Consider the following 23,114-nt stretch of genomic DNA (forward strand, 5'->3'; position numbering starts at 1 on the left):
TTCTTTACACTTCAGGGGCATACGTGGGGTGAGCCGACAGGGGGAGGGCGATGACGTTGCAGCGGTACGCGACGACCGCGGGGGTCGCGCACGGCGCGATGCCCGCACAGCCGGGGGCCCCGGCGAGGGAGGCGTCCGGCGCGCACGCGCCCGTCGTGCGGGATCTCCGGGAGCGGTCCGGGCGCAGCCCGCGCGGCCTGCGCTTCGCGGCCGGTGACGTGGTGGTGGTCTCCGGGCTGCCCGGCAGCGGCAAGTCGACGCTCATCCGGCGGGCGGTGACGACGGCGCACGCCATCGACTCCCAGGACACCCGTGACCGCTGGGCGCGGGTCGTGCCCCGCTTACTTCCCTACGCCCTCTACCGCCCGCTCGTCCGCGCCGCCCACTACTGGGGGCTGTGGCGGGTGCTGCGTTCCGGGGAGTCCGTCGTCGTCCACGACTGCGGAACTCAGGCCTGGGTGCGCGGCTGGCTGGCCCGTGGCGCGCGGCGCCGGGGCCGGGTCCTGCACCTCGTCCTGCTCGACGTCACGCCGCAGACGGCCAGGGAGGGCCAGCGCGAGCGCGGACGCGGCGTATCGGGATACGCCTTCGCCCGGCACCGCAGGGCGGTGGGCAGGCTGCTGAGGGCGACCGAGAAGGGCCTGCTGCCGCCCGGCTGCGCCTCGGCGGTGCTGCTGGACCGGGAGGCGGCGGGGAGGCTCGGCCGGATCACCTTCGCGGACGGGCGGCTCGGGGCCGGGTAGCCGGGGCCGGGGCAGCCGTCGGGGCGGGCGTTAATCTTCTGCCGGAAAGCTTGGGCGAGAAGGGGAAGCAGTGGACGTTCCGGCACAGGTCCAGTCCCATCCGCAGGGCGGATGGCCGGCCAATGAGCTCGAAGAAGTGCTGATGGCCTCGGTGGGCATCCCGGAGGCGGGCGGACGGCTCGTCGAGGTGCTCGGACGCAGCCATGTCTGGGTGCCCCTGCCCAATGGCGGCGGACCCGACTCGGCGGACCTGGACCTGCCGACGATGGAGATCGAGGGCGCTCCGTACGTCCCCGTGTTCAGCTCCGAACAGCAGTTCCTCACCTGCGTCGGCACCCGGATGTCCTTCACCGTCGCGCCCGCCCGCGACTTCGCCCGCGGGCTGCCGCCGCAGCTCGGCATCGCCGTGAACCCGGGCGGCGCGGTCGGGATGCCGCTGCCGCCCCCCGCCGTGGCCGAGCTCTGCCGGGCCGGACGCACCCCGCTGGACGGGCCGGCCAGCGGCGGCAGGGTCCGGCTGTACGAACCGGACTGGAGGGAGGAGCCCGTCGACTTCCTCGCCGCGGCGGCCGGTGAGTTCGAGGAGAGCGGTGTCGTGCTCTCCGCCCGCCGGGCGCTGGCCAGCATCGAGGGCGGCGACCCCGTCCTCTTCATCGGAGTCGAGTTCTCCACCTGGGAAGGCGCGGGGCGCAATGCCCCGATGGACGCCCTCGGCCGTGCTCTGGGCCGGGTCGAGGTGCCCTGGGTGGTCAACCTCGTCCTGCTCGATGTGGCACAGGACCCGGTCGGCGACTGGATGCGGGAGAAGATCCAGCCGTTCTACCAGCGGGCGGGCCAGTAGCCCCCGGCGCGGTGCCCGCGGCGGGCACCGGCGTGGAGCACCGCTTCGACCCATGGCGTCAAGTCGGTGTCAGGACCGGCGCATAAGCTGGTTTCATGGCTGGTGCCTCGGCATCATGCCGCACCCGTGTGCCCGGGAGCGGCCGGCCGACACAGTGGATCGAAGAGGGGCGGGACCAGGTGAGTGCGTCAGGCACCGCGGCGGCCGGGCAGGTCGAGCACATGCTGCGCCAAGTGACGCCCGGACGCTACGACGCGTACGAGGCGCTGCTGCAGGCCCTCGTGAACGGCCGGATCTGGATGCTCCTCTGGCACGGCCAGGCGGGCTCGCCCGACGCCCAGTACGGAAACATGGAGGTCGACGGCCTCGGCTACGCCCCCTGTGTGACCTCCGCCCAGGAGCTCTCCGCCAGCGGCTGGAACCGCGCCCATGAGCTGGTCGGCGGCCTGGACATCGCCCGCGCCCTCTTCCCCGACCGCTGGGGCATCTGGCTCAACCCGCACGCCCCGGGCGGCGGCGTCGGCATCCCCTGGCTGGACCTGCGCCGGATCGCCACCGGTCTCGACCGGATGCCCGCGGGCCCGCTCCGGCTCACCGAGCCGGCCATCGAGATCCCGCAGTTCTACGCCCTGCTCACGCAGAACGCCCACCACACCCCGGCCATCCGCTCGCTGCGCCGCGCCTGGGTGCAGCCCGCGCTCGGGGTCCCGTACCTCACCATCGGTCTCGACCTCTACGACACGAGCCCGCCCTCGGTGGACGCGGCGCGCGCGATGATGCAGCAGTCGATCTCCGCCGTCCCGGACGGGCTGCCCGTGTCCACCGTCGCGATGTCCGACGAGTACGACCCGGTCGCGATGTGGCTGCGCGCCAACGCCCGCCCGTTCTACGACCGCGAGGCGCATGCCCCGGCGGCCCCCGTCGCGGGCTACGGCTACCCGCCGCAGGGCGCGTACTGACCCTTCCGGGGCTGTTCGCCCCCGGAGTCCGGAATGCGGGTGTGCGTTCCGGAATTCCGTAACGCGGCCATAAGTCATCAACTCCCCGAATGTCGGCGCGCGTTCACCTTCCCCGGGTCATAACCGGCCGCCCATGTCCGAGATTTCCGTGCTGGGCATGTCTGGTGGTGAAAGCGTCGCGAATCTGCGCTCGTGCCCCCCTTCCGCCTCAACTGACCTGTGTTCGGGGGGCGTTCACTTCCGTCCGGATAACGGAACACCCAGGACCGCATCACGGTTAGGCATCCATTCGCCTGTCGGTATGGCTACCTGTAGTGACGGCAATGAAGACTCCCGCAGCAAGGGCGTCTTGCCGCCTCTGCGTACGACTGACTGATCGCGCCGCCACAGCGGCCAGTTCGGCCCGGCCACCGCCGGTTGAGAGGGGTCCTTGCCACGATGACGGCACCACTGCACGAGCCGACCACGGAAGCGGATCCGATCGCGGCCGGCGGTCCCGCAGTCGACTCCGGGGTGAAGAAGGTCGAGGGGCGCTCCCTCAAGCAGATCGCCTGGAACCGCCTCAAGCAGGACAAGGTCGCTCTGACGGGTGGCATCGTTGTCCTCGTCCTGGTCGTGGTGGCGGTCTTCGCGCCCCTCATCGTCGGCCTGCTGGGGCATCCGCCGAACGATTTCCACCAGGACAAGCTCGACCCGCTGACCAATCTCCCCACGGGCAGCCTCGGGGGAGTGAGCGGCGACTACCTCTTCGGCGTCGAGCCCAACAAGGGGCGCGACGTCTTCAGCCGGATCGTCTACGGCGCCCGGATCTCGCTGCTCGTGGCCTTCCTGGCGGCCCTGGTCGCCGTCGCCCTCGGCACCCTCTTCGGGATCATCGCCGGATACTTCGGCGGCTGGGTGGACGCGGTGATCAGCCGGGTCATGGACGTGCTGCTGTCCTTCCCGCAGCTCCTCTTCATCATCTCCCTGGTCTCGGTCCTGCCCGACGATCTGCTCGGCCTGACCGGCAGCGGCGTACGCATCGCCGTACTCGTCGCCGTCATCGGCTTCTTCGGCTGGCCGTACGTCGGACGCATCGTCCGGGGCCAGACGCTCTCGCTGCGCGAGCGCGAGTACGTGGAGGCGGCGCGCAGCCTCGGCGGCGGACGGACGCACATCCTCTTCCGCGAGCTGCTGCCCAACCTGGTCGCGCCGATCACCGTCTACGCGACGCTCATGATCCCCACCAACATCCTCACCGAAGCGGCCCTCAGCTTCCTCGGTGCAGGTGTCCGGCCGCCCACCGCCTCCTGGGGCGGGATGCTGCGGGACGCGCTGGAAACGTACGAGCACGACCCGATGTTCATGGTCTTCCCCGGCGTGACGATCTTCATCACCGTGCTGGCCTTCAACCTCTTCGGGGACGGGCTGCGCGATGCCCTGGACCCCAAGGGGACCCGATAACCCACGACTTGCCCCTGCCGCATCGTCAGGTGGCTTTTCCCATGGTTCTCCGGCAAGCAACGGCCTGGGACCGCGATCTCGGAGGTTGCGAGAAAATGTCCACAGTTACCTCGAAACGACGGCTCACCGCTGGTGCGGCCCTCGTGGTCGCGGCGCTGATGACCACCTCGGCGTGCGGCGGCGGCGGCGACAGCGAAGGCGGCGGCAAGTCGAAGGGCGCCGGCTTCAACGCGGCGTTCAACAAGGTCGCCAACCCGTCCACCAAAAAGGGTGGAACGCTGAAGATGATCGGCAAGCAGGACCTCGACTCCGCCGACCCCCAGCGTGCCTACTACGGCATGGCCTGGGACTTCATGCGCTTCTACACCCGCCAGCTGGTCTCGTACGACACCAAGCCGGGTGCGGCCTCCACCAAGCTGGTCGGTGACCTGGCCACCGGCCCCGGTGAGATCACGGACGGCGGCAAGACCTACACGTACAAGCTGCGTGATGGTCTGACCTGGGAGGACGGCTCCAAGCTGACCTCCAAGGACGTCAAGTACGGCATCGAGCGCATCTGGGCGACGGACACCATCACCGGTGGCCCGCAGTACCTGAAGCAGACGCTGGACCCCAAGGGCGAGTACAAGGGTCCCTACAAGGACAAGTCCGCGGACAAGCTCGGTCTCAAGACGATCGAGACGCCCGACGACAACACCATCATCTTCAAGCTGCCCAAGCCCAACGGTGACTTCGAGCAGTTCCTCGCCATGCCGTCCGGCTCGCCCGTGAAGGCGGCGAAGGACACCGGGGCGAAGTACACCCAGCGCCCGTTCTCCCCGGGCCCGTACAAGTTCGAGACGTACAAGCCGGGCAAGAACATCGTGCTCGTCCGCAACGACAAGTGGCAGAAGGCCTCCGACCCGATCCGCGCCGCGCTCCCGGACAAGATCGAGGTGACGATCTCCGCCAACCTGGAGGAGAACGACAAGAAGCTGATGGAGGGCGACTACGACGTCGACCTCAACGGCACCGGCATGACCCAGTCCGGCCGCGTCACCGCCGTCCAGGACCACAAGGCCAGCGTCGACAACATGCTGACGTCCTTCGTCCGCTACGTCGCGCTCGTCCACACGGCCAAGCCGCTGGACGACGTCCACTGCCGCAAGGCCGTCTTCTACGCCACGGACTTCGCCGGTCTCCAGCAGACCCGCGGTGGCGAGATCGCCGGTGGCGAGATCGCCAACAGCACGCTGCCGACCTCCATCAAGGGCCACAGCGACTACGACCCGTACGGCGTCCTCGCCCGCAAGGGCAAGCCGGACGCGGCCAAGGCCAAGGACGAGCTGAAGCAGTGCGGCCACCCGACCGGCTTCTCCACCAAGCTCACCGCCCGTAACAACAACCCGGGCGAGGTCGACGCCGCCGAGGCGCTCCAGGAGCAGCTCGGCAAGGTCGGCATCAAGGTCGAGGTCGACCCGATCGACGGCGCCGAGGCGTCCAGCATCACCGGTTCGCCGTCCGTCGTGAAGAAGCGCGGCTACGGAATGACGATGAGCGGCTGGGGCCCGGACTTCCCGTCCGGCCAGGGCTTCGGCCAGCCGCTGTGGGACAGCCGGTTCCTCTCGGACACCGGTAACTACAACGAGTCGCAGCTCAAGGACCCGCAGATCGACAAGCTCTTCGACAACGCGATCGCGGAGACCGACCCGGTCAAGGCCGGCGAGATCTACAAGGCCCTCGACAAGCGGATCCTCGACCAGGCCGACTGGATGCCCTTCATCTACGAGAAGAACATCACCTGGCGCGGCGACCGACTGACCAACGTCTACATGTCCGACGCCTACAGCGGCCGTTACGACTACGTCTCGCTCGGCGTCGTCAAGTAGTCGCTGTAGTCAACAGCATTTGCAGTCAACCCGGTTGACTGCTCCTCCGCCGCCGAAACCCGCCAGTCCGAAGGGCAGGTGAGGGCCGGGGCGGTGGCCGGGAGCCCCCACAAGGGGTTCCCGGCCACCGCCGGGCCGCACACAGTGCTTGCTTATCTCATCCGGCGCCTGTTCGCCGTAGTCATCATGGTGCTCGTCGTACTGCTCGCGACGTTCACCATCTTCTTCATGCTGCCCAAGTGGGCGGGTCAGGACGTCGCAGTCCTCTTCGCCGGCAAGGCCACGGGTGTCGAGCAGCTCCAGGGCATCCGGATCAAACTGGGTCTCGACGACCCCCTCCTCGTCCAGTTCTGGGACTTCGTCAAGGGCATCCCGATGGGACGCGACTACGCGAACGGTGCCGATGTCACCCACTGCGCCGCGCCCTGCTTCGGCTACTCCTTCCGCACGGAGGTCCCCGTCTGGACCACCCTCAAGGACGCGCTGCCCGTGACCGGCGCGCTCGCCGCCGGTGCCTGCGTGCTGTGGCTCCTCGGCGGTGTCGCCACCGGTGTGGTATCCGCACTCCGGCGCGGCAGCATCTGGGACCGCGCCGCGATGACCACGGCTCTCGCCGGCGTCTCGCTGCCGATCTTCTTCACCGGCATGGTCGCGATGGGCCTGTTCGTGCACAACTTCGGCTGGGTGCACATCGCCGACAACCTCTCCACGGACGACGGCATCGGCACCTGGTTCCAGACCCTGATCCTGCCGTGGATCGTGCTCGCCTTCCTGAACGCCGCGATGTACGCCCGCCTCACCAGAGCCACCATGCTCGAAGTGCTCGGCGAGGACTACATCCGTACCGCCCGCGCCAAGGGTCTCGGCGAGGGCACCGTCATCACCCGGCACGCCCTGCGGTCCGCGATGACGCCGATCCTCACCGTCTTCGGCCTCGACATCGGCGTGCTCCTCGGTGGCGCCGTCCTCACCGAGTCCACGTTCAACCTGCCCGGACTCGGGCTCGCCGCGGTCCAGGCGATCAGCAACAAGGACCTGCCGGTGATTCTCGGCGTCACCCTGTTCGCGGCCCTCGCGATCGCCGTCGCCAACCTCGTCGTCGACATCATGTACGCCGTCATCGACCCGCGAGTGAGGCTGGGATGACCGAACTGCACAAGAGCGGTGCCGCGCTGGGCGAACCGTCCCCGGCCGGCTCGCCCGCTCCCACCGCCTTCCTCGAAGTGCGCGACCTCAAGGTGCACTTCCCGACCGACGACGGCCTGGTCAAGTCCGTCGACGGGCTCAACTTCCAGCTGGAGAAGGGCAAGACCCTCGGCATCGTCGGCGAGTCCGGCTCCGGCAAGTCCGTCACCTCGCTGGGCATCATGGGCCTGCACACCGCCGGCCAGTACGGCAAGCGCAAGGCGCAGGTCTCCGGCGAGATCTGGCTGGACGGCAAGGAGCTGCTGTCCGCCGACCCCGACGAGGTGCGCAAGCTGCGCGGCCGCGACATGGCCATGATCTTCCAGGACCCGCTGTCCGCGCTGCACCCGTACTACACGATCGGCAAGCAGATCGTGGAGGCGTACCGGGTCCATCACAGCGTCGACAAGAAGACCGCTCGCAAGCGGGCGGTCGAGATGCTCGACCGGGTCGGCATCCCGCAGCCCGACAAGCGCGTCGACAGCTACCCGCACGAGTTCTCCGGCGGCATGCGCCAGCGCGCGATGATCGCCATGTCGCTGGTCAACAACCCCGAGCTGCTGATCGCCGACGAGCCGACGACCGCGCTGGACGTGACGGTCCAGGCGCAGATCCTCGACCTGATCCGGGACCTGCAGAAGGAGTTCGGCTCCGCGGTCATCATCATCACCCACGACCTGGGCGTCGTCGCCGAGCTCGCCGACGACATCCTGGTGATGTACGGCGGGCGCTGCGTCGAGCGCGGACCGGCCGAGAAGGTGTTCTACGAGCCCCGGCACCCCTACACCTGGGGTCTGCTGGGCTCGATGCCGCGCCTCGACCGCGACCAGACCGACCGGCTCATCCCGGTCAAGGGTTCCCCGCCGTCGCTCATCAACATCCCGTCGGGCTGCGCCTTCAACCCGCGCTGCCCGTACGCGGACGTGCCCAAGGACGACGTCACCCGCACCGTACGGCCCGAGCTGCAGGAGGTCGGCAGCCGGCACTGGGCGGCCTGCCACATGTCGCAGGAGCAGCGGGAGCGTATCTGGACCGAAGAGATTGCGCCCAAGCTGTGAGCGAGGACAAGGCCGTGACGAGCGAGGACAAGGGCGTGGACGTTCCCGCGCAGAGGTCTGCCGGGCACGGCGCGCCGGCCGGTGACACCGCCTCCCGCGAGGTGCTGCTCAGGGTGACCGGGCTGCAGAAGCACTTCCCCATCAAGAAGGGGCTGCTGCAGCGCAACGCCGGTGCCGTGAAGGCCGTCGACGGGATCGACTTCGAGGTGCACTCGGGCGAGACCCTGGGCGTCGTCGGCGAGTCCGGCTGCGGGAAGTCGACGATGGGCCGGCTGATCACCCGGCTGCTCGAACCCACCGCGGGGAAGATCGAGTTCGAGGGCAGGGACATCACGCACCTCGGCGTGGGCGGCATGCGCCCGATGCGCCGGGACATGCAGATGATCTTCCAGGACCCGTACTCCTCGCTGAATCCGAGGCACACGATCGGCACGATCGTGGGCGCCCCCTTCAAGCTCCAGGGCGTCACGCCCGACGGCGGCGTCAAGAAGGAGGTGCAGCGGCTGCTGGAGGTCGTGGGCCTGAACCCCGAGCACTACAACCGCTACCCGCACGAGTTCTCCGGCGGTCAGCGTCAGCGCATCGGGATCGCCCGCGCGCTGGCGCTCAACCCGAAGCTGGTCGTGGCGGACGAGCCCGTGTCGGCGCTGGACGTCTCGATCCAGGCGCAGGTGGTGAACCTGCTCGACGACCTCCAGAGCGAGCTCGGCCTGACGTACGTGATCATCGCCCACGACCTGTCGGTCGTCCGGCACGTCTCGGACCGGATCGCGGTGATGTACCTCGGCAAGATCGTGGAGCTGGCCGACCGCGAGTCGCTCTACAAGGCGCCGATGCACCCGTACACGAAGGCGCTGCTCTCGGCGGTTCCGATCCCGGACCCGAAGCGCCGTTCCGCCAAGAGCGAGCGGATCCTGCTCAAGGGCGACGTGCCCTCGCCGATCTCGCCGCCCAGCGGCTGCCGCTTCCACACCCGGTGCTGGAAGGCGACGGAGGTCTGCAAGACGCAGGAGCCGCCGCTGGTCGCGCTGAAGACCGGGCACCAGGTGGCCTGCCACCACCCGGAGAACGCACCCGACCAGGTGCCCGGCGAGACGGTGACGGCGGCGGCGCGCGAGGCGATCGAGATCGTCGGGGTGCGCAAGCCCGGAGCCGACGAAGCAGCGGCGGACGAAGCAGCGGCCGACGGGACCGCAACCGACGGGACCGCGGCCGAAGGTGGCGCCGCCTCGCCCGATACGCCGGAGGACAGCCCGAAGGAGTAGTACCGGCACAATTGCCCGGTGCTCAACGAACTGTTCACGCCCTCCGTCCAGCATGCGCTCGACATCGTCGGAATCTTCGTCTTCGCGATCTCCGGCGCTCTGCTCGCCGTACGCAAGAACTTCGATGTCTTCGGCATCGCGGTGCTCGCCGAGGTGACCGCGCTGGGCGGGGGGCTGTTCCGTGACATCGTCATCGGGGCGGTCCCGCCCGCGGCGTTCACGGATCTCGGCTACTTCACCACCCCGCTCCTCGCCGCTGTCCTGGTGTTCTTCCTGCACCCGCACGTCGAGCGGATCCAGGTGGGCGTCAATGTCTTCGACGCGGCGGGCCTCGGGCTGTTCTGCGTCACGGGCACGGTGAAGGCGTACGACTACGGCCTGGGCCTCACCGCGTCGGCGGCCCTGGGGCTCGCCACCGCGGTCGGCGGCGGTGTGCTGCGGGACGTACTGGCCAACGAGGTGCCCTCGCTGCTGCGCTGGGACCGCGACCTGTACGCGGTGCCCGCCATCGTCGGTGCCACGATGATCGTCCTGTGCATCCGCTTCGGGATGCTCAACGCGTTCACCAGCGGCACCGCCGTGATCGCGGCCTTCGTGCTGCGGCTGCTGTCCATGCGTTTCCACTGGCGGGCCCCGCGCGCCTACAACCGGAAGTCCGCGACGGCCGAGGAGGGCTCCGCGACCACCTGAGCCCTCGTGGTGATTTCAGCAAAAAGCTACCGCTCAGTAATACAATCGGTGTACGGTGCACCGCATGGCACAGGCAGCAGAGCAGGCGGCGCAGACCGGACCGGCGACCATCGGGGACAGCGAGTTCGACCGCGACACCGCCGTCACCCTTCGAGAAGAGGGCGTCTACGACGCCGAGCTCTCCGCCGGATGGACGATCATCCATGCCGTCAACGGCGGCTATCTGCTGGCCATGCTCGGCCGCGCGCTCGGCGAGGCCCTGCCGCACCCGGACCCCTTCTCCGTCTCCGCGCACTACCTCACCGCGTCCGTCCCCGGCCCCGCGGTCATCCGGACCCAGACCGTCCGTACCGGCCGCACGCTCTCCACCGGCCAGGCGTCCCTCTTCCAGTACGCGGAGGACGGCACCGAGGTCGAGCGCATCCGGGTCATCGCCACCTACGGCGACCTGGACGGCCTCTCCGACGAGGTCCGCACATCGGCGAAGCCGCCGGCCATCCCGCCGCTGGAGCACTGCCTCGGCCCGAGCGACGGCCCGGCCCCGATCCCCGGCAGCTCCGCCATCACCGAACGGCTCGACATCAGGCTCGACCCGGCGACGATCGGCTGGGCCATCGGGCAGCCGTCCGGCAAGGGCGAGATGCGCGGCTGGTTCGGCCTCGCGGACGGCCGCGACGCCGACCCGCTCTCGCTGCTGCTCGCCGTCGACGCACTGCCGCCCACCTCGTTCGAGCTGGGCCTCAAGGGCTGGACGCCGACCATCGAGCTCACCACCCACATCCGCTGCCGCCCCGCCCCCGGCCCGCTGCGTGTCTCCATCACCACCCGCAATCTCGCGGGCGGCTTCCTGGAGGAGGACGCGGACGTCTGGGACAGCGCGGACCGGCTGGTGGCCCAGTCCCGCCAGTTGGCGCGCGCACCGCGCCCCTGACGGCCGGGACCGGGGTAGGGGCAGGGGTCGGGGCCGGGGGAAGCTGGTCAGGTGAAATCCGACCGGCTGCTCTCCATCCTCCTGCTGCTCCAGACCCGCGGCCTGGTGCCCGCCACCGAGCTCGCCGAGCGCTTCGAAGTCTCCGTACGCACCATCTACCGGGACATCGAGGCGCTCTCCGCCTCCGGCGTCCCGGTCTACGCCGAGCGCGGGCGGCACGGCGGCATCGCGCTGCTGCCGGGATTCCGTACGGATGTCACCGGGCTCACCGCCGACGAGGCGCGCGCCCTCTTCGTCCTCGCCGCCGAGGGCGCCCATGCCGCGCTCGGCCTCGACGCGGCGCTCGGGTCCGCGCTGCGCAAGGTGATGGCCGCCCTGCCCGAACCGCACCGGCCCGCCGCCGAACTGACCAGCAGGCGGATCCTGGTCGACCCGGTGCGCTGGATGAGCGGCCCGCGGCCGGCCGTCGATGTGGCCGAACTGCACGATGCCGTCTTCGCGGACCGGCGGTTGCGGCTGAGCTACCGCCACAGCGGTACGAGTGACCCGCGCACCTACACCGTCGATCCGTACGGCCTCGTCGTGAAGGCGGGCGTCTGGTACCTGGTCGCGGACCGGGACGGGGTACCCGGGCTCTTCAGGGCGGACCGGGTGCGGCGGGCCGCCCTCACTGACGAACCGGTCGTGCGCCGGCCCGGGGCGGAGCTCGCGGACCTGTGGGACGCGCTGCGCAAACGGGTCGAGGAACGGGCCGGACGGGTACGGCTGCGGGTGCGCGTGCACCGTTCCCGGCTCGATCTGTTCGTACGCCTGCACGGCGGCGCGCTGACGGGGGAGCCGTGCCCGGAGGAGAGTGGGGAGTGGCTGCGGGCCGAACTGGCCGTCGACTCGGTCGAGTGGGCCCGCTCCCTGCTCTCCTTCGGCCCGAACGTGGAGGTGCTCTCGCCGCCCGAGGCGCGGGACGTCCTCGCCCGCCACGCGGCGGCGGTCGTGGCGTTGTACGGGCAGGCGGGCGCGCCCTGATCCGTACGAGGGGCCCTAAGGGGTATCGGCTCCGCCCGCGTCGTCCAGCCAGTGCAGCCTGCCGAGGGTGACCAGTCTCAGCCGGCGGCGGGCCACTTCGGCCACCTCCCGCTCGCCGTCCGGCCCCGCGTCCAGCAGTGCCGACGCGGTGATCACCATGTGGTCGACATAGAGGCCGCCGAGCATCAGCAGGTCCTTCTCGCTCCAGCCCCGGGACTCCGGCTCCTCGGCGAGCGCCGCCGCCACCTCCTCGGCGAACCGCCGTAGTTGGGCCGCTATGGCCTCGCGGACCGGGCCGACGCCGCCGTGCTGTTCACGGGCGATGAAGCGGAAGTGGGCGGGCTGTTCGCCGACATGGCGCATGATCAGCTCGATGCTGCGGTCCAGGCGCTCCTCGCTGTCACCGGTTTCGGCGAGCGTCGCCCCGATCATCCCGTGCAGGCTGCCCAGCGCCTCATCGACGAGCGCCACACCGAGCGCCGCGGTGTCGTCGAAGTGCCGGTAGAAGGCGGTGGGCGTGACGCCCGCGGCCCGGGTCACCTCGCGCAGCCCGAGGCTGCTGAGGCTCTGGTGCTCCAGGAGTCCGAGTGCGGCATCCAGCAGTGCCTGACGGGTTCTCAGCTTCTGGGTCTGGCGGACGCCGACGGTGTGACTCATGCCATTCAGTAAACAACTGTTCTCCGGGGCGGGGAAGGGGTGGCCGAGCCTAGACTGAGCGGTCAGTGAACAGTCGTAATCTCAAGTGCTCGTGAGAGCCCGTGGAAAGGCTGAACATGATCGTCCTCGTCGTCGCCCTGCTCCTGCTGGGGATCGTGCTGGGCGCGGTGGCCCAGATCCCGCCCGCGCTCTCCCTCGTGCTCGGTGCCCTGATCGGCTGCTGGCTGCTGGTCTTCGCCGTACGCGAGCGGGCGGGCGCGCGCCGCCGCTCCTCGTGAGACCGGCCGCACCGCCGCGACGTCCTCCGCACCGCACCCCGACCCGAAGGAGCCCGCCCCCATGACCCTCACCGCGATCGCCCGCCGCTCCGAAACCGCCGCACGGCCCCTCGACTCCTGCGACCCGGCCGGCACCCCCGGCCCGGCCGCCCCCGCCCGGCGCCCCACCCGGGACGCCGACGGGCTGGCCGTCGCCTCGTTCGTGCTCGGGCTCGTCGGTCTGCTGGTGATGAACATCCTGCTCGGCCCGGCCGCCATCGTGATGGCGGTCCTCGCCCTCGTCCGGTCCACCGCCCGCCGCGGCCGCGCCCTGCTCGGGCTCGCGCTCGGCGTCGCCGACCTCGTGGTCCTCGCCTTCCTCGTCACCGGAAACGGCGTCGTCGCCTGGAACTTCGGCGGCTGAACCGGGCGGAGCGGACCCCGCCGCCGCGGTGCGCGGGCCCCGGGACACCATGCGCCCGCCGTACGCCCCGCCTCGGGCTCGCGAAAACTGTGTTGTCTTCTGATCGCCCGGCAGGGCCGCCCGCATCCTGTTCGATTTCGATCATGGATGGCACAGTGGGCGTCCGTTTGGGGTGGGCTGCGGGGAGGGAGAAGGCGCGTGCTGGAGATAGCAGGGATCGGGGCGGCGGAGGAGCGGGTCTACCGCCACCTGGTGGAGGTACGAGGTGCGGGCGCGGACGAGATCGTCCAACGGCTCCACATCCGGGAACGCGAGGCGGCGTCGCTTCTGTCCTCCCTGCATGACAAAGGCCTGGTCGGGCGGCTGCCGGGCGACGGCGGCATGTGGTACGTACCCGTCCCGCCGGACGTGGCGCTGCAGCCCCTGCTGGCGCGTGGCCAAGAAGCGCTGGAGTGGGCGCGGCGTGGAGTGGAACAGCTGGCCGAGGAGTACCGGGCGGGCGCCCGGCGCCATGACGCCGGGCGACTGGTCGAGGTGATCACCGGGGCCGGCGCCATCCGTCAGCAGCTGCGCCAACTCGCCTACGGGGCCCGCAGCGACCTGCGGTGGTTCTGCAAGGCCGATCCCGTGGCGCTGCGCGCCCAGGACAACGACGAGGAGTTCGAACTGCTCGCCCAGGGCATCCGCTACGAGGCGATCTACGAACGGGCCTGCCTGGAACAGCCCGGCATGGTCGACAACGTCGCCCAGGGCATCCGCGCCGGTGAAGCGGCCCGTGCCACCAGCACACTCCCCGTGCGCATGGTCATCGTCGACAGCTCTGTCGCCGTCTGCCCGCTGGTGCCGGACAACGCGACCGGCGCCCGCGGCGAGCCGACCGCCGCGATCATCCGCAGCAGCACTCTCCTGGACGCCCTCGTCGCCCTGTTCGACATCCAGTGGGCTGCGGGGACCCCGCTGCACGTCACGGAGGCGGGCGAGCTGGCCGACTTCGCCGGCGGCATGGGACCGGGCGGCAGTCTCGCCGACGACGAGCGCTACCTGCTCTCCCTGGTCGTCGCGGGCGTGGCGGACAAGGCGATCGCCACCCAACTGGGTGTCAGCCACCGCACGGTGCAGCGCCGGATCACCGCGCTGATGCAGCGGGCGGGCGCGAAGACGCGTACGCAGCTGGTGTGGCAGGCGGCGCGGCGCGACTGGCTGTCGTAGGACGCACGGAAGCCGCGACCGGGGCCGGTCGCGGCTTCCGGATCTCGCGTACTACCTCAGCGCGTACGCCCGCTCGATCTCCTGCGTCACCTCGTTGCCCGCGTCGTCCCAGGCGCGGACCCGCAGCGTGACGTACCCGCTGGTGCGGGCAGTCGAGGGGTGGCTGACCCGGACGCGGTAGGCGCCGTCGCCCCGGGCGGAAGTCGTCGCCGCCCGCCAGTGCCCGCCGTCGTCGTACGAGACGGACACCTCCATGCCCTTCACGGAACGGCCTGTCAGACCGTCCTGGTGGCGGGCGCTCACTCCGAAGGCGAAGGACCCGGAGTCAGGGGCGGAGCCCTGGAGGTCGGTGGCTACGTCGTAGTCGAGCTGGAGGAGGGGAATCAGGGACTCCTTGCCCTCGGCCGGGCGAGGGGCCGTGAACGACCAGCGGGTGCTGGTGGCCCGCGAGAGGGTGCCCTCGGGGCTGGTGCGCTTCACGTCCAGGTCCAACTGGTAACGGCCGTCGTCCCCGCCCGCGGGGAAGGTGCCCCACGCCCGGGGGCCTTCGGCGAGGATCTCGCCGTCGCGACGCAGTACGGCCCGGGTCTCGTCGGGGTAGGGGGTGTCGGCGTCCTTGCGGGGCAGGGCGTAGCCGTAGTGGCCGGAGGCGGTGTCGGCGAACTCGGGGATCCCTATGGTCAGCCGGTCGCCCTTGCGGTGGGCGAGCCCTTCGACACCTCGGGGGATCGCCGGGCGCACCACGGGGGCGTACCAGCTCTCCGTGGCGTGCTCACCGGGCCGGTAGGTGCGCAGGGGGCCGAACATGCCGGTCCCCACTGCCTGGATCGCCCAGGTGTTGCGGGGGTTGACCCAGTGCAGCCACCGGGTGTCGGCGGGACCGCTCAGGTACTCCGTCCGCGCCTGCCCGGTGCGGACGTACCGGGACCGAATGGAGAGTTGCACATCCTCACCCTCCCACGGACGCCAGGACGGCCGGTCCTCCGCGACGTAGCGCGCCCCGCCCGTGTCCGGGTAGCGCGAGACCACGGTGGCCGTGTTCTTCGGCCCGACCTTGTGGACCACGTGCTCGGGGACGCGCTGTTGGGCGACCTGCACGACGTCGTAGAGGTAGGGGCTTTCCGGGGTCCCCTTCAACTCCAGCACGGTGCCCGGCGCGCGCAGCCGCTGCGCGGTGGCGTGGGAGGCGTACAGCCCGATCGCGGGCAGCCGCTGGCTCACCGGCTGCCAGGTCGCGGCCGCGTACCTGTTGCCGCCGGCGGTGGTGACGGCGGCCGCGGCTCCGGCTCGGGCGGCCGAGGTCACCGCCTCGTCGTACTCCACCCCCTCCAGTTCCACGAGCACCGCCGCTCCGCGGACGTCCGTGCCCCGTGCGCGCAGCGCCGCGTAGTCCTCGGGGCGTCCGTGACCGGCGTCCACCACCCGCAGGCGCCGCACGCCGTCCACAGCGGGGGAGTTGTGGAGCAGACGGACGGGGACACCGGCCGCGGCGGTGGCGGAGATTGCGCGTGCGCGGAGCATCGGTGCGGTCAGCTGCCAGCGGGAGGTGAACTCGAAGGTTCCCTCGGTGAACTCCTCGGTGGGCGTGACGTAGAGGAGCTGTCCGCCGCTGTGTCCGCTGCCGAAGAAGCTGGCGAACTCCCGGTCGCCGGTTTTCCAGTGGGTGGAGAAGACCATCGGGCCCCGCTGCTCGGCCGGCTTGGGGGTCCGGATCTCCACGGGGACCGCCTTGCGTGCGTCGAGCACCAGCTCCGTGGCGCCGCTCACCCGCAGGTGGGGGTTGACCACCAGGCTGTTGGTGACGTTGTCCTCCGTCGACTGCGTGATGACGCCGTGCAGGTAGTACATGCCCTCGGGCACGTCCACCGTCAGGCTCTGCCCTGCCGGCACCTCCTGGACGACGTCGAAGCGGCCCGTGGGACCCAGCAGGATCAGCGGGAAGACGGTCGCCGGCTGCCCGGCGCGGTCGATGCCGCGCACGGTGACCTTGTGCGTGACCGGGTCCTTCACCGCGGAGAGAACGGTGTGCGTGACGGCCTGCCCGTCGGCAGAGGTGGCGGTGAGGCGGCCGCTGTAGACGCCCTCCGGCAGCGCGGGCGCGTCGAGGGTCACGGTCACGTCGGTGGTGCCGTGGGCGTCCACGGTGACCTGCGCGGGGGCGCCTATGGTGCCTGCCGGGGCCGGGGAGCCGTAGAGCTTGTCGAAGGTGGTGTCCAGGGTGAGCGACACGGGCGCGTCGCCGTCGTTGGTGTAGGTGACGCTCACCTGCCGCGGGCCCGCGTCCGGTGCCAGGGCGCCGAAGGTGGTGGTGCCGGTGGCGCGCACCTGCTGGCGCACCGAGCGGGCCACATCCACCCGGCCGGCGCCCTGCTCGTAGACCGTCTGGTCGGAGGCGGTACGCGTCGTGCTCATCAACGCGTCCTTGAGCTGCTGGGCGCTCCAGTCGGGGTGGCGCCCGGCCAGGATCGCTGCCGCGCCCGCCACGTGCGGGGTCGCCATGGAGGTACCCGACGCGGCGGTGTAGGCCACGTCCACCGGGTCGCCCATGGACGTGCCGGCCGCGCGGGCGGCGACGATGCCGACGCCGGGGGCGGTGAGGTCGGGCTTGACGCCGTTGTCCCCGACACGCGGGCCGCGGCTGGAGAAGGGGGCCAGCTTGTCGTCGCGGTCGACGGCGCCCACGGTCAGTGCGCTCGCCGCGGCGCCCGGGGAGCCTACTGAGTAGTCGGAGCCCGTGTTGCCCGCCGCGACGACGAAGAGGGTGCCGGTCTCCTCGCTGAGGCCGTTGAGGACGAGGCTGAGTACGTCCGTGCCGTCGGTGGGCTGGCCGCCCAGGCTCATGCTGACGATGTCGGCGCCCGAGTGGGCGGCCCAGTCCATGCCGCCCATGATGGCGGAGTACGGGCCGGAGCCGCTGTCGTCGAGCACCTTGCCGATCAGCAGCCGTGCCCCCGGTGCCACGCCCTTGCGCGAGCCGCCCGAGGCGGCGCCGCTGCCGGCGATGGTGGAGGCGACGTGGGTGCCGTGGCCGTGGCCGTCGTTCGCGGTGGGCTCGTCGGTGAAGTTGCGTACTTCGCCGAGCTTCCCGGCCAGGTCGGGGTGGGTGGCGTCGACGCCGGTGTCCAGGACGGCGACGGTCGCGCCGTTTCCGTCGTAGCCGGCCTTCCACGCCTCGGGCGCACCGATCTGCGCGGTGCTGCGATCGAGGGAGGCGTGGACCTTCGCGTCCAGCCACAGTTTCTCGACGCCGCCCTCGAAGGCCGCGTTCTTGAAAGCAGAGTTCTTGGAAGCAGAGTTCTTGGCAGCGTTCTTCGCGCCGCCCTCGGCGCTGCTCTTGGTGAGCGCGTCGTCGTCGATGGCCTTCCAGAAGCGCCCGGCCTGCTTCTTGTCCGCCTTCAGTGCCGAGCCGCGCAGGCTCTTGATGACCAGGCCCTTCCGCGAACCGGTGGGCGCTCCCTTGGACGTGGGGTTCGTGCCGCCGGTGTAGCGGGCGATCAGCGGGATGGCGGAGGTGTGGGCGTCGTCGTACCCCTGCTTGACCAGGGAGGTGATGTTGAACAGCTGCCGGTCCAGTTTGCCGGAGGCGATGTACGGGAGCGCGGCGCGGGGCAGCACGTACAGCTGCTTGTCGATCTCCAGCTGGGTGAAGTCGGCCTGCGAAGCGCCCGAGGCCGGCTCGACGGAGACGGCCTTCCGGCCGCCGGGGAAGGTCTCCAGCCGCACCCGGTCACCGGTCACGAGCGTGACGGAGCTGACCTGGGGGCGGCCGGCGGAGTTCGCGCCGACGGAGGCGGGCGCCGGGGCGGCGCTCGCGCCGGAGGAGGTGGGAGACAGGGTGGCGACGAGGACGCCTGCTGCCAGAACGGCGGCAGAGCGATGCCGTATGTGCATCGGAACCTTTCCAGGAGGCAAGGAAACGGACACGCGGTGCGGCTCAAGACTGGGGCCCCCATTGATCGCCGCACCAGACCTTTTCGGTGCCGTGCTTGCGACATGTCGCCAAAACGACACGGTGTGCTCCACCGCGCGTACCGGCGGAATCACCGGGGCCGAGCGGCCCCTCCTCGTCACTGGCAACGGCCTCGTCGCCCGGAACTTCGCCGGCTGAACCGGGCGCGGAGCCCGACGCCCTCCCCGCCCGGACGGGCCCGGGAACGGGGCGAGGAAGACCGCACCCGGCCGTGCGCGGGTGCCGGGGCACCATGCGCCCGCCGTACGCCCCGCCCCGGGCTCGTAGAATCGAGCCCACCATGGCTTACCTCGACCACGCCGCGACCACGCCGATGCTTCCGGAAGCGATCGAGGCGATGACCGCCCAGCTCGCCGTCACCGGCAACGCGTCCTCACTGCACGCCGCCGGGCGCCGGGCCCGCCGTACCGTCGAGGAGTCGAGAGAGACCCTCGCCGATGCCCTCGGGGCACGCCCCAGCGAGGTGGTCTTCACCTCCGGCGGCACCGAGGCCGACAACCTCGCGGTGAAGGGCCTGTACTGGGCCCGCCGCGACGCCGACCCCCGCCGCACCCGGGTGCTGGCCAGCCCCGTCGAGCACCACGCGGTGCTGGACGCCGTCGACTGGCTCGCCGGACACGAGGGCGCGAACGTCGAATACCTCCCCGTCGACCGGCACGGACGCGTCCACCCGGACGCGCTGCGCGAGGCGATCCTCCGTGATCCCGACGATGTCGCGCTGGCCACCGTGATGTGGGCCAACAATGAGATCGGCACCATCATGCCGGTACGTGAACTGGCCTCCGTGGCCCGTGAGTTCGACGTGCCGATGCACGCTGACGCGGTACAGGCGTTCGGGCAGCTGGAAGTCGACTTCGCCCGGTCCGGGCTGGCCGCGATGACGGTGAGCGGGCACAAGATCGGCGGCCCGTTCGGCATCGGCGCGCTGCTGCTCGGCCGCGAATACACCCCCGTACCCGTGCTCCACGGCGGCGGCCAGGAGCGGCACGTCCGCTCGGGCACCCTCGATGTGCCGGCCATCGCCTCCTTCGCCCTCGCGGGGCGGCTGGCCGCCGACGGGCGGGAGGAGTTCGCCCGCGAGATCGGCGGGCTCCGAGACGAACTGGTCGCGGCCGTGCTGGCGGCCGTGCCCGACGCCGTCCTCGGCGGCGACCCGGCCCCGGGTGGCCGGCTCCCCGCCAACGCCCACTTCACCTTCCCCGGCTGCGAGGGCGACTCCCTGCTCCTGCTGCTGGACGCCCAGGGCATCGAATGCTCCACCGGCTCCGCCTGCACCGCCGGGATCGCTCAGCCCAGCCACGTACTGCTGGCCACCGGCACCGATCCGGACCTGGCCCGCGGCACCCTGCGCTTCTCGCTCGGCCACACGTCCACCAAGCAGGACATCGACGAGGTGGCCCGCGCGATCGGCCCGGCGGTGAAGCGGGCGCGCACCGCGGGCCTCAGCTGACTGCGGTGACTCCGGCCGATCCGGGCCCGTCCGGCGACCGGGCGGCCCCCGCGGTCACGGTTTCTGCGCCGCCCGGACCAGCTTCAGATACCGGTCCCAGTCCCAGTGCTTGCCCGGATCGGTGTGGTCCGTGCCCGGCACCTCCACGTGCCCGATGATGTGCTCCCGGTCCACCGGCATCCCGTACCGCCCGCATATCGCCGCCGTGAGCCGCGCGGAGGCCCCGTACATCGCCGCCGAGAAGTCCTGCGGCCGGTCCACGAAGCCCTCGTGCTCGATCCCCACACTGCGCTCGTTGTACGACCTGTTCCCCGCGTGGAACGCCACATCCAGCTCACGGATCATCTGCGTCACATGGCCGTCCTTGCGCACCACGTAGTGCGCCGCCGCTCCGTGCCCCGGGTCCTGGAAGACCTTCACCGCGCCCTGGTAGCTGCCTTGGGTGACATGGATGACGACCCGGTCGATGGTGTAGTCGTCGGGGCGGTCGGCCTTCCGCCAGTTCGACGACGAGGCCGATATCCACTGGGCCCGCGCGTAATCCACCTCGCCGGGCTTGCGGGGCTTGTCCACCCCCGGCAGCCGCCACCAGGCGTGCTCCAGCTCCTCCCGCGCCAGCGCGGCGGTGCCCACGGCCATGACCGCGGCACCGATCAGCAGCCCGCGCCGGCTGATGCCGTGCCCGGACTTCGCGCCCCCGGAGCTCTTGGCGCCCGGTGTCCCCTTGGTCCCCATGCGATCCACAACGCATATCCGAGAGCGTTCGGTTCCCGGCGCCCCGTACCCTGGTGGAGCTATGACTGAGACTTCCCAGCGCCCCCTCCGTGTGCTCGCCGCCATGTCCGGCGGTGTCGACTCCGCCGTCGCCGCGGCCCGCGCCGCCGAGGCGGGCCACGACGTGACCGGTGTGCACCTCGCCCTCTCCGCCAACCCGCAGTCCTTCCGTACCGGGGCGCGCGGCTGTTGCACGATCGAGGACTCCCGCGACGCCCGCCGCGCCGCGGATGTCATCGGCATCCCGTTCTACGTCTGGGACCTCGCGGAACGCTTCCGCGAGGACGTCGTGGACGACTTCATCGCCGAGTACGAGGCGGGCCGCACGCCCAACCCGTGCCTGCGCTGCAACGAGAAGATCAAGTTCGCCGCACTCCTCGACAAGGCCCTCGCGCTCGGCTTCGACGCGGTCTGCACCGGCCACTACGCCACCGTCGTCCTGAACGAGGACGGCAGCCGCGAGCTGCACCGCGCCTCCGACATGGCCAAGGACCAGTCGTACGTCCTCGGCGTCCTGGACGAGAAGCAGCTCGCCCACGCGATGTTCCCGCTCGGCGACACCCTCACCACCAAGGACGAGATCCGCTCCGAGGCCGAGCGCCGGGGCCTCGCCGTCGCCAAGAAGCCCGACAGCCACGACATCTGCTTCATCGCCGACGGCGACACCCAGGGCTTCCTGGCGAGCCGGCTCGGCGGCAAGGCGGAGGGCGACATCCTCGACGAGTCGGGCACGAAGGTCGGCACCCACGAGGGTGCCTTCGGCTTCACCATCGGCCAGCGCAAGGGTCTGCGCATCGGCCACCCCGCCCCCGACGGCAAGCCGCGCTACGTCCTGGACATCTCCCCGGTGAACAACACGGTGACGGTCGGCCCGGTCGAGTCCCTCGACGTCACCGCGCTCACCGCCATCAAGCCCCGCTGGTGCGGCACGGCCCCGACCGCCCCCGGCACCTACACCGCCCAGCTCCGCGCCCACGGCGGCGAGACCGAGGTAGCGGCCGAACTCGTCGACGGAACGTTGAACGTCACCTTCACCGAGCCGGTACGAGGCGTGGCCCCCGGCCAGGCGGTCGTCCTGTACGACGGCACCCGCGTGGTCGGCTCGGCGACGATCGCCACGACGGTGCGGCGGGAGACGGCGGCGGCGTCCGGCTGACCGACCCTGGCCCGTCCCGGCCCAGGCTGACCCGCCGGGGCAGACACTGCCAAGGTGGGTGTTGGCTGGTCTGAGGAAGCCGAGTGGCTGCACGCCCACCCGCACGGCGAGTATGAGACGTGTTTCGACGGGGAGGTGGGGCGCCCTGCGTCGGAGGGCAGCGAGTTCGTGTTCGAGAGCGACGGCTTCACAGGCCGACGCGACGACTGGTAGCGATCACACGGCCCGACGCGCTGCTCGTAGCCACGGGAGCCACGCTTAACGCTCCCCGCCTGTCCGCGCTGCACCGCTGGTTCCAGGACAACCTGTGGCTGGTGACGCCCGACAGGGACACCGTGCACCGCACCAAACGGACCGAGAACCTCATCGAGTTGAGCCCGAAGCCGACTGACGTCAACACGTCATGTACTTGCTCGACGTCACCAGCATGGACATTGCCCAAGGGCGGGCCCTGTCAGGCTGCGACACCGGACTGTTGAACACTGGGATACCTGCTGGACTTCCTCACTGAGGAGAGGCCTAGAGGTTCAGCATCCGGCGGAAGCTGTCGTGGGGCATCTGGCGGAGTTCTGCGGCGATGATTCGTGTGTCCGTCCGTTGAGGTTTTACGGATCCACAGATGGCCCGCGAGGCGATCATGCGCAGGTCACACAAGGGCCTGAGCGGCCACGCTGTACAGCCACGCGATCACCGCCTGCAAGAATACCAACACCTTCACGGTATAGCCATTCATGAGGATTCCGGGAATGCGGACATGAATTGCTCGATCTCTGGCTCGATGTACAAGGAAACATCTTTTAGGATTGCCAAAATATCCTTGACCTCCTGGGCTAGATCCGGCATGGTGAGCCAAGTTTCCCGGCTCCGAGTGAGGACGGCAGACAGTAGGTCGTCATCGTAGAACCCTCCAATCTCTTCCGCGTGTGCGGTATCACGCAGGATTTCCACTGCCATCGGCAACAGCCAGGGCAATCCCACGTCCTGGCCGATCAATCGTCGCATTTCCTCAACTGTGAGACTCCCGATGGGGCGGGAGCGCAGGACGTGAATGCTCTTTACTAGGTATGTCGAGTCCGGTGGCGGGTCCGGCCATTTTTGACCTTCGAGTTCCGTTAGGGACATTTCTCGATCAATAGGGCTGCTCATGGCGTTCCTTGTGATGGTGAGTGGTTCATTGGTTGATGTTCTAGTGGCTCTCTGAAGGTTCATCG

Annotated in this window: 20 protein-coding genes; 16 read left to right on the forward strand and 4 right to left on the reverse strand. The window is 70.4% G+C overall.

All coding sequences use genetic code 11. The features are described from left to right. Positions 1-50: 50 nt before the first annotated feature. The 11 genes from OG611_RS28985 (at position 51) to OG611_RS29035 (ending at position 12,006) form a co-directional block, all read left to right on the forward strand. A complete protein-coding gene (locus tag OG611_RS28985) occupies positions 51-743 on the forward strand; it encodes an AAA family ATPase (RefSeq protein WP_266426814.1) in 693 nt (230 codons plus the stop codon). A gap of 70 nt (positions 744-813) precedes the next feature. Continuing rightward, positions 814-1,584 carry an enhanced serine sensitivity protein SseB gene (locus OG611_RS28990; RefSeq protein WP_266426815.1) on the forward strand — a complete coding sequence of 257 codons (771 nt, stop codon included), beginning with the start codon at positions 814-816 and terminating at the stop codon, positions 1,582-1,584. Between the two features lie 179 nt (positions 1,585-1,763). Continuing rightward, positions 1,764-2,543, forward strand: a complete 780-nt coding sequence (locus tag OG611_RS28995) for an enhanced serine sensitivity protein SseB C-terminal domain-containing protein (RefSeq protein WP_266426816.1) — start codon at positions 1,764-1,766, stop codon at positions 2,541-2,543. 438 nt (positions 2,544-2,981) lie between these two features. Then, positions 2,982-3,986, forward strand: a complete 1,005-nt coding sequence (locus tag OG611_RS29000; RefSeq protein WP_266426817.1) for an ABC transporter permease — start codon at positions 2,982-2,984, stop codon at positions 3,984-3,986. Positions 3,987-4,081: 95 nt separating this feature from the next. Continuing rightward, positions 4,082-5,854 carry an ABC transporter substrate-binding protein gene (locus tag OG611_RS29005; RefSeq protein ID WP_266426818.1) on the forward strand — a complete coding sequence of 591 codons (1,773 nt, stop codon included), beginning with the start codon at positions 4,082-4,084 and terminating at the stop codon, positions 5,852-5,854. A gap of 144 nt (positions 5,855-5,998) precedes the next feature. Further along, positions 5,999-7,000 (forward strand): ABC transporter permease, encoded by a 1,002-nt coding sequence (locus OG611_RS29010; protein ID WP_266431288.1) that lies wholly within the window; start codon positions 5,999-6,001, stop codon positions 6,998-7,000. Then, positions 6,997-8,097, forward strand: coding sequence for an ABC transporter ATP-binding protein (locus OG611_RS29015; protein WP_266426819.1), 1,101 nt, complete (start codon positions 6,997-6,999; stop codon positions 8,095-8,097). The genes OG611_RS29010 and OG611_RS29015 overlap by 4 nt, the downstream gene beginning before the upstream one ends. Then, positions 8,094-9,362, forward strand: a complete 1,269-nt coding sequence (locus OG611_RS29020; protein WP_266426821.1) for an ABC transporter ATP-binding protein — start codon at positions 8,094-8,096, stop codon at positions 9,360-9,362. The genes OG611_RS29015 and OG611_RS29020 overlap by 4 nt, the downstream gene beginning before the upstream one ends. Before the next feature lie 18 nt (positions 9,363-9,380). Then, entirely contained in the window at positions 9,381-10,052 is a 672-nt protein-coding gene (locus OG611_RS29025) for a trimeric intracellular cation channel family protein (protein WP_266426823.1), read from the forward strand. Between the two features lie 64 nt (positions 10,053-10,116). Beyond that, positions 10,117-10,983, forward strand: a complete 867-nt coding sequence (locus OG611_RS29030) for a thioesterase family protein (protein ID WP_266426825.1) — start codon at positions 10,117-10,119, stop codon at positions 10,981-10,983. Between the two features lie 51 nt (positions 10,984-11,034). After that, the gene (locus tag OG611_RS29035; protein ID WP_266426827.1) at positions 11,035-12,006 is read left to right on the forward strand and encodes a YafY family protein; all 972 of its coding nucleotides are present in this window, start codon (positions 11,035-11,037) and stop codon (positions 12,004-12,006) included. A gap of 15 nt (positions 12,007-12,021) precedes the next feature. On the opposite strand, the gene OG611_RS29040 is transcribed toward OG611_RS29035, so the two are convergent. Beyond that, on the reverse strand, positions 12,022-12,663 hold the full coding sequence (locus tag OG611_RS29040; RefSeq protein WP_266426829.1) for a TetR family transcriptional regulator: 642 nt from the start codon (positions 12,661-12,663) through the stop codon (positions 12,022-12,024). Between the two features lie 101 nt (positions 12,664-12,764). Here OG611_RS29040 and OG611_RS29045 point away from each other — a divergent pair, with 101 nt between their 5' ends. From OG611_RS29045 to OG611_RS29055, 3 genes are all read left to right on the forward strand, one after another. Then, on the forward strand, positions 12,765-12,941 hold the full coding sequence (locus OG611_RS29045; protein WP_266431472.1) for a hypothetical protein: 177 nt from the start codon (positions 12,765-12,767) through the stop codon (positions 12,939-12,941). A 61-nt stretch (positions 12,942-13,002) separates the two neighbouring features. Further along, entirely contained in the window at positions 13,003-13,344 is a 342-nt protein-coding gene (locus OG611_RS29050; protein ID WP_266426831.1) for a DUF4190 domain-containing protein, read from the forward strand. 198 nt (positions 13,345-13,542) lie between these two features. Further along, the gene (locus OG611_RS29055; protein WP_266426832.1) at positions 13,543-14,553 is read left to right on the forward strand and encodes a LuxR family transcriptional regulator; all 1,011 of its coding nucleotides are present in this window, start codon (positions 13,543-13,545) and stop codon (positions 14,551-14,553) included. Positions 14,554-14,604: 51 nt separating this feature from the next. On the opposite strand, the gene OG611_RS29060 is transcribed toward OG611_RS29055, so the two are convergent. Next, positions 14,605-18,444, reverse strand: a complete 3,840-nt coding sequence (locus OG611_RS29060) for a S8 family serine peptidase (protein WP_266426833.1) — start codon at positions 18,442-18,444, stop codon at positions 14,605-14,607. Positions 18,445-18,803: 359 nt separating this feature from the next. Between OG611_RS29060 and OG611_RS29065 the strand changes: the two genes are divergently transcribed. Continuing rightward, entirely contained in the window at positions 18,804-19,973 is a 1,170-nt protein-coding gene (locus OG611_RS29065) for a cysteine desulfurase family protein (RefSeq protein ID WP_266426834.1), read from the forward strand. Between the two features lie 54 nt (positions 19,974-20,027). On the opposite strand, the gene OG611_RS29070 is transcribed toward OG611_RS29065, so the two are convergent. After that, the gene (locus OG611_RS29070; protein ID WP_266426836.1) at positions 20,028-20,708 is read right to left on the reverse strand and encodes an N-acetylmuramoyl-L-alanine amidase; all 681 of its coding nucleotides are present in this window, start codon (positions 20,706-20,708) and stop codon (positions 20,028-20,030) included. A 61-nt stretch (positions 20,709-20,769) separates the two neighbouring features. Here OG611_RS29070 and mnmA point away from each other — a divergent pair, with 61 nt between their 5' ends. Then, the gene (gene mnmA / locus OG611_RS29075) at positions 20,770-21,903 is read left to right on the forward strand and encodes a tRNA 2-thiouridine(34) synthase MnmA (protein ID WP_266426838.1); all 1,134 of its coding nucleotides are present in this window, start codon (positions 20,770-20,772) and stop codon (positions 21,901-21,903) included. Between the two features lie 729 nt (positions 21,904-22,632). Here mnmA and OG611_RS29080 read toward each other — a convergent pair. Continuing rightward, positions 22,633-23,112, reverse strand: a complete 480-nt coding sequence (locus OG611_RS29080) for a contact-dependent growth inhibition system immunity protein (protein ID WP_323180281.1) — start codon at positions 23,110-23,112, stop codon at positions 22,633-22,635. Positions 23,113-23,114 lie beyond the last annotated feature (2 nt).

It is taken from the genome of Streptomyces sp. NBC_01363 (assembly GCF_026340595.1).
GTDB lineage: Bacteria > Actinomycetota > Actinomycetes > Streptomycetales > Streptomycetaceae > Streptomyces.

Excerpts from the sequence above, each read along its gene's own strand:
- OG611_RS28985 (WP_266426814.1), top strand. The coding sequence starts at position 51 with ATGACGTTGCAGCGGTACGCGACGACCGCGGGGGTCGCGCACGGCGCG.
- OG611_RS29000 (WP_266426817.1), top strand. The coding sequence starts at position 2,982 with ATGACGGCACCACTGCACGAGCCGACCACGGAAGCGGATCCGATCGCG.
- OG611_RS29005 (WP_266426818.1), top strand. The coding sequence starts at position 4,082 with ATGTCCACAGTTACCTCGAAACGACGGCTCACCGCTGGTGCGGCCCTC.
- OG611_RS29015 (WP_266426819.1), top strand. The coding sequence starts at position 6,997 with ATGACCGAACTGCACAAGAGCGGTGCCGCGCTGGGCGAACCGTCCCCG.
- OG611_RS29030 (WP_266426825.1), top strand. The coding sequence starts at position 10,117 with ATGGCACAGGCAGCAGAGCAGGCGGCGCAGACCGGACCGGCGACCATC.
- OG611_RS29040 (WP_266426829.1), bottom strand. The coding sequence starts at position 12,663 with ATGAGTCACACCGTCGGCGTCCGCCAGACCCAGAAGCTGAGAACCCGT.
- OG611_RS29050 (WP_266426831.1), top strand. The coding sequence starts at position 13,003 with ATGACCCTCACCGCGATCGCCCGCCGCTCCGAAACCGCCGCACGGCCC.
- OG611_RS29060 (WP_266426833.1), bottom strand. The coding sequence starts at position 18,444 with ATGCACATACGGCATCGCTCTGCCGCCGTTCTGGCAGCAGGCGTCCTC.
- OG611_RS29065 (WP_266426834.1), top strand. The coding sequence starts at position 18,804 with ATGGCTTACCTCGACCACGCCGCGACCACGCCGATGCTTCCGGAAGCG.
- OG611_RS29070 (WP_266426836.1), bottom strand. The coding sequence starts at position 20,708 with ATGGGGACCAAGGGGACACCGGGCGCCAAGAGCTCCGGGGGCGCGAAG.
- mnmA (WP_266426838.1), top strand. The coding sequence starts at position 20,770 with ATGACTGAGACTTCCCAGCGCCCCCTCCGTGTGCTCGCCGCCATGTCC.
- OG611_RS29080 (WP_323180281.1), bottom strand. The coding sequence starts at position 23,112 with ATGAACCTTCAGAGAGCCACTAGAACATCAACCAATGAACCACTCACC.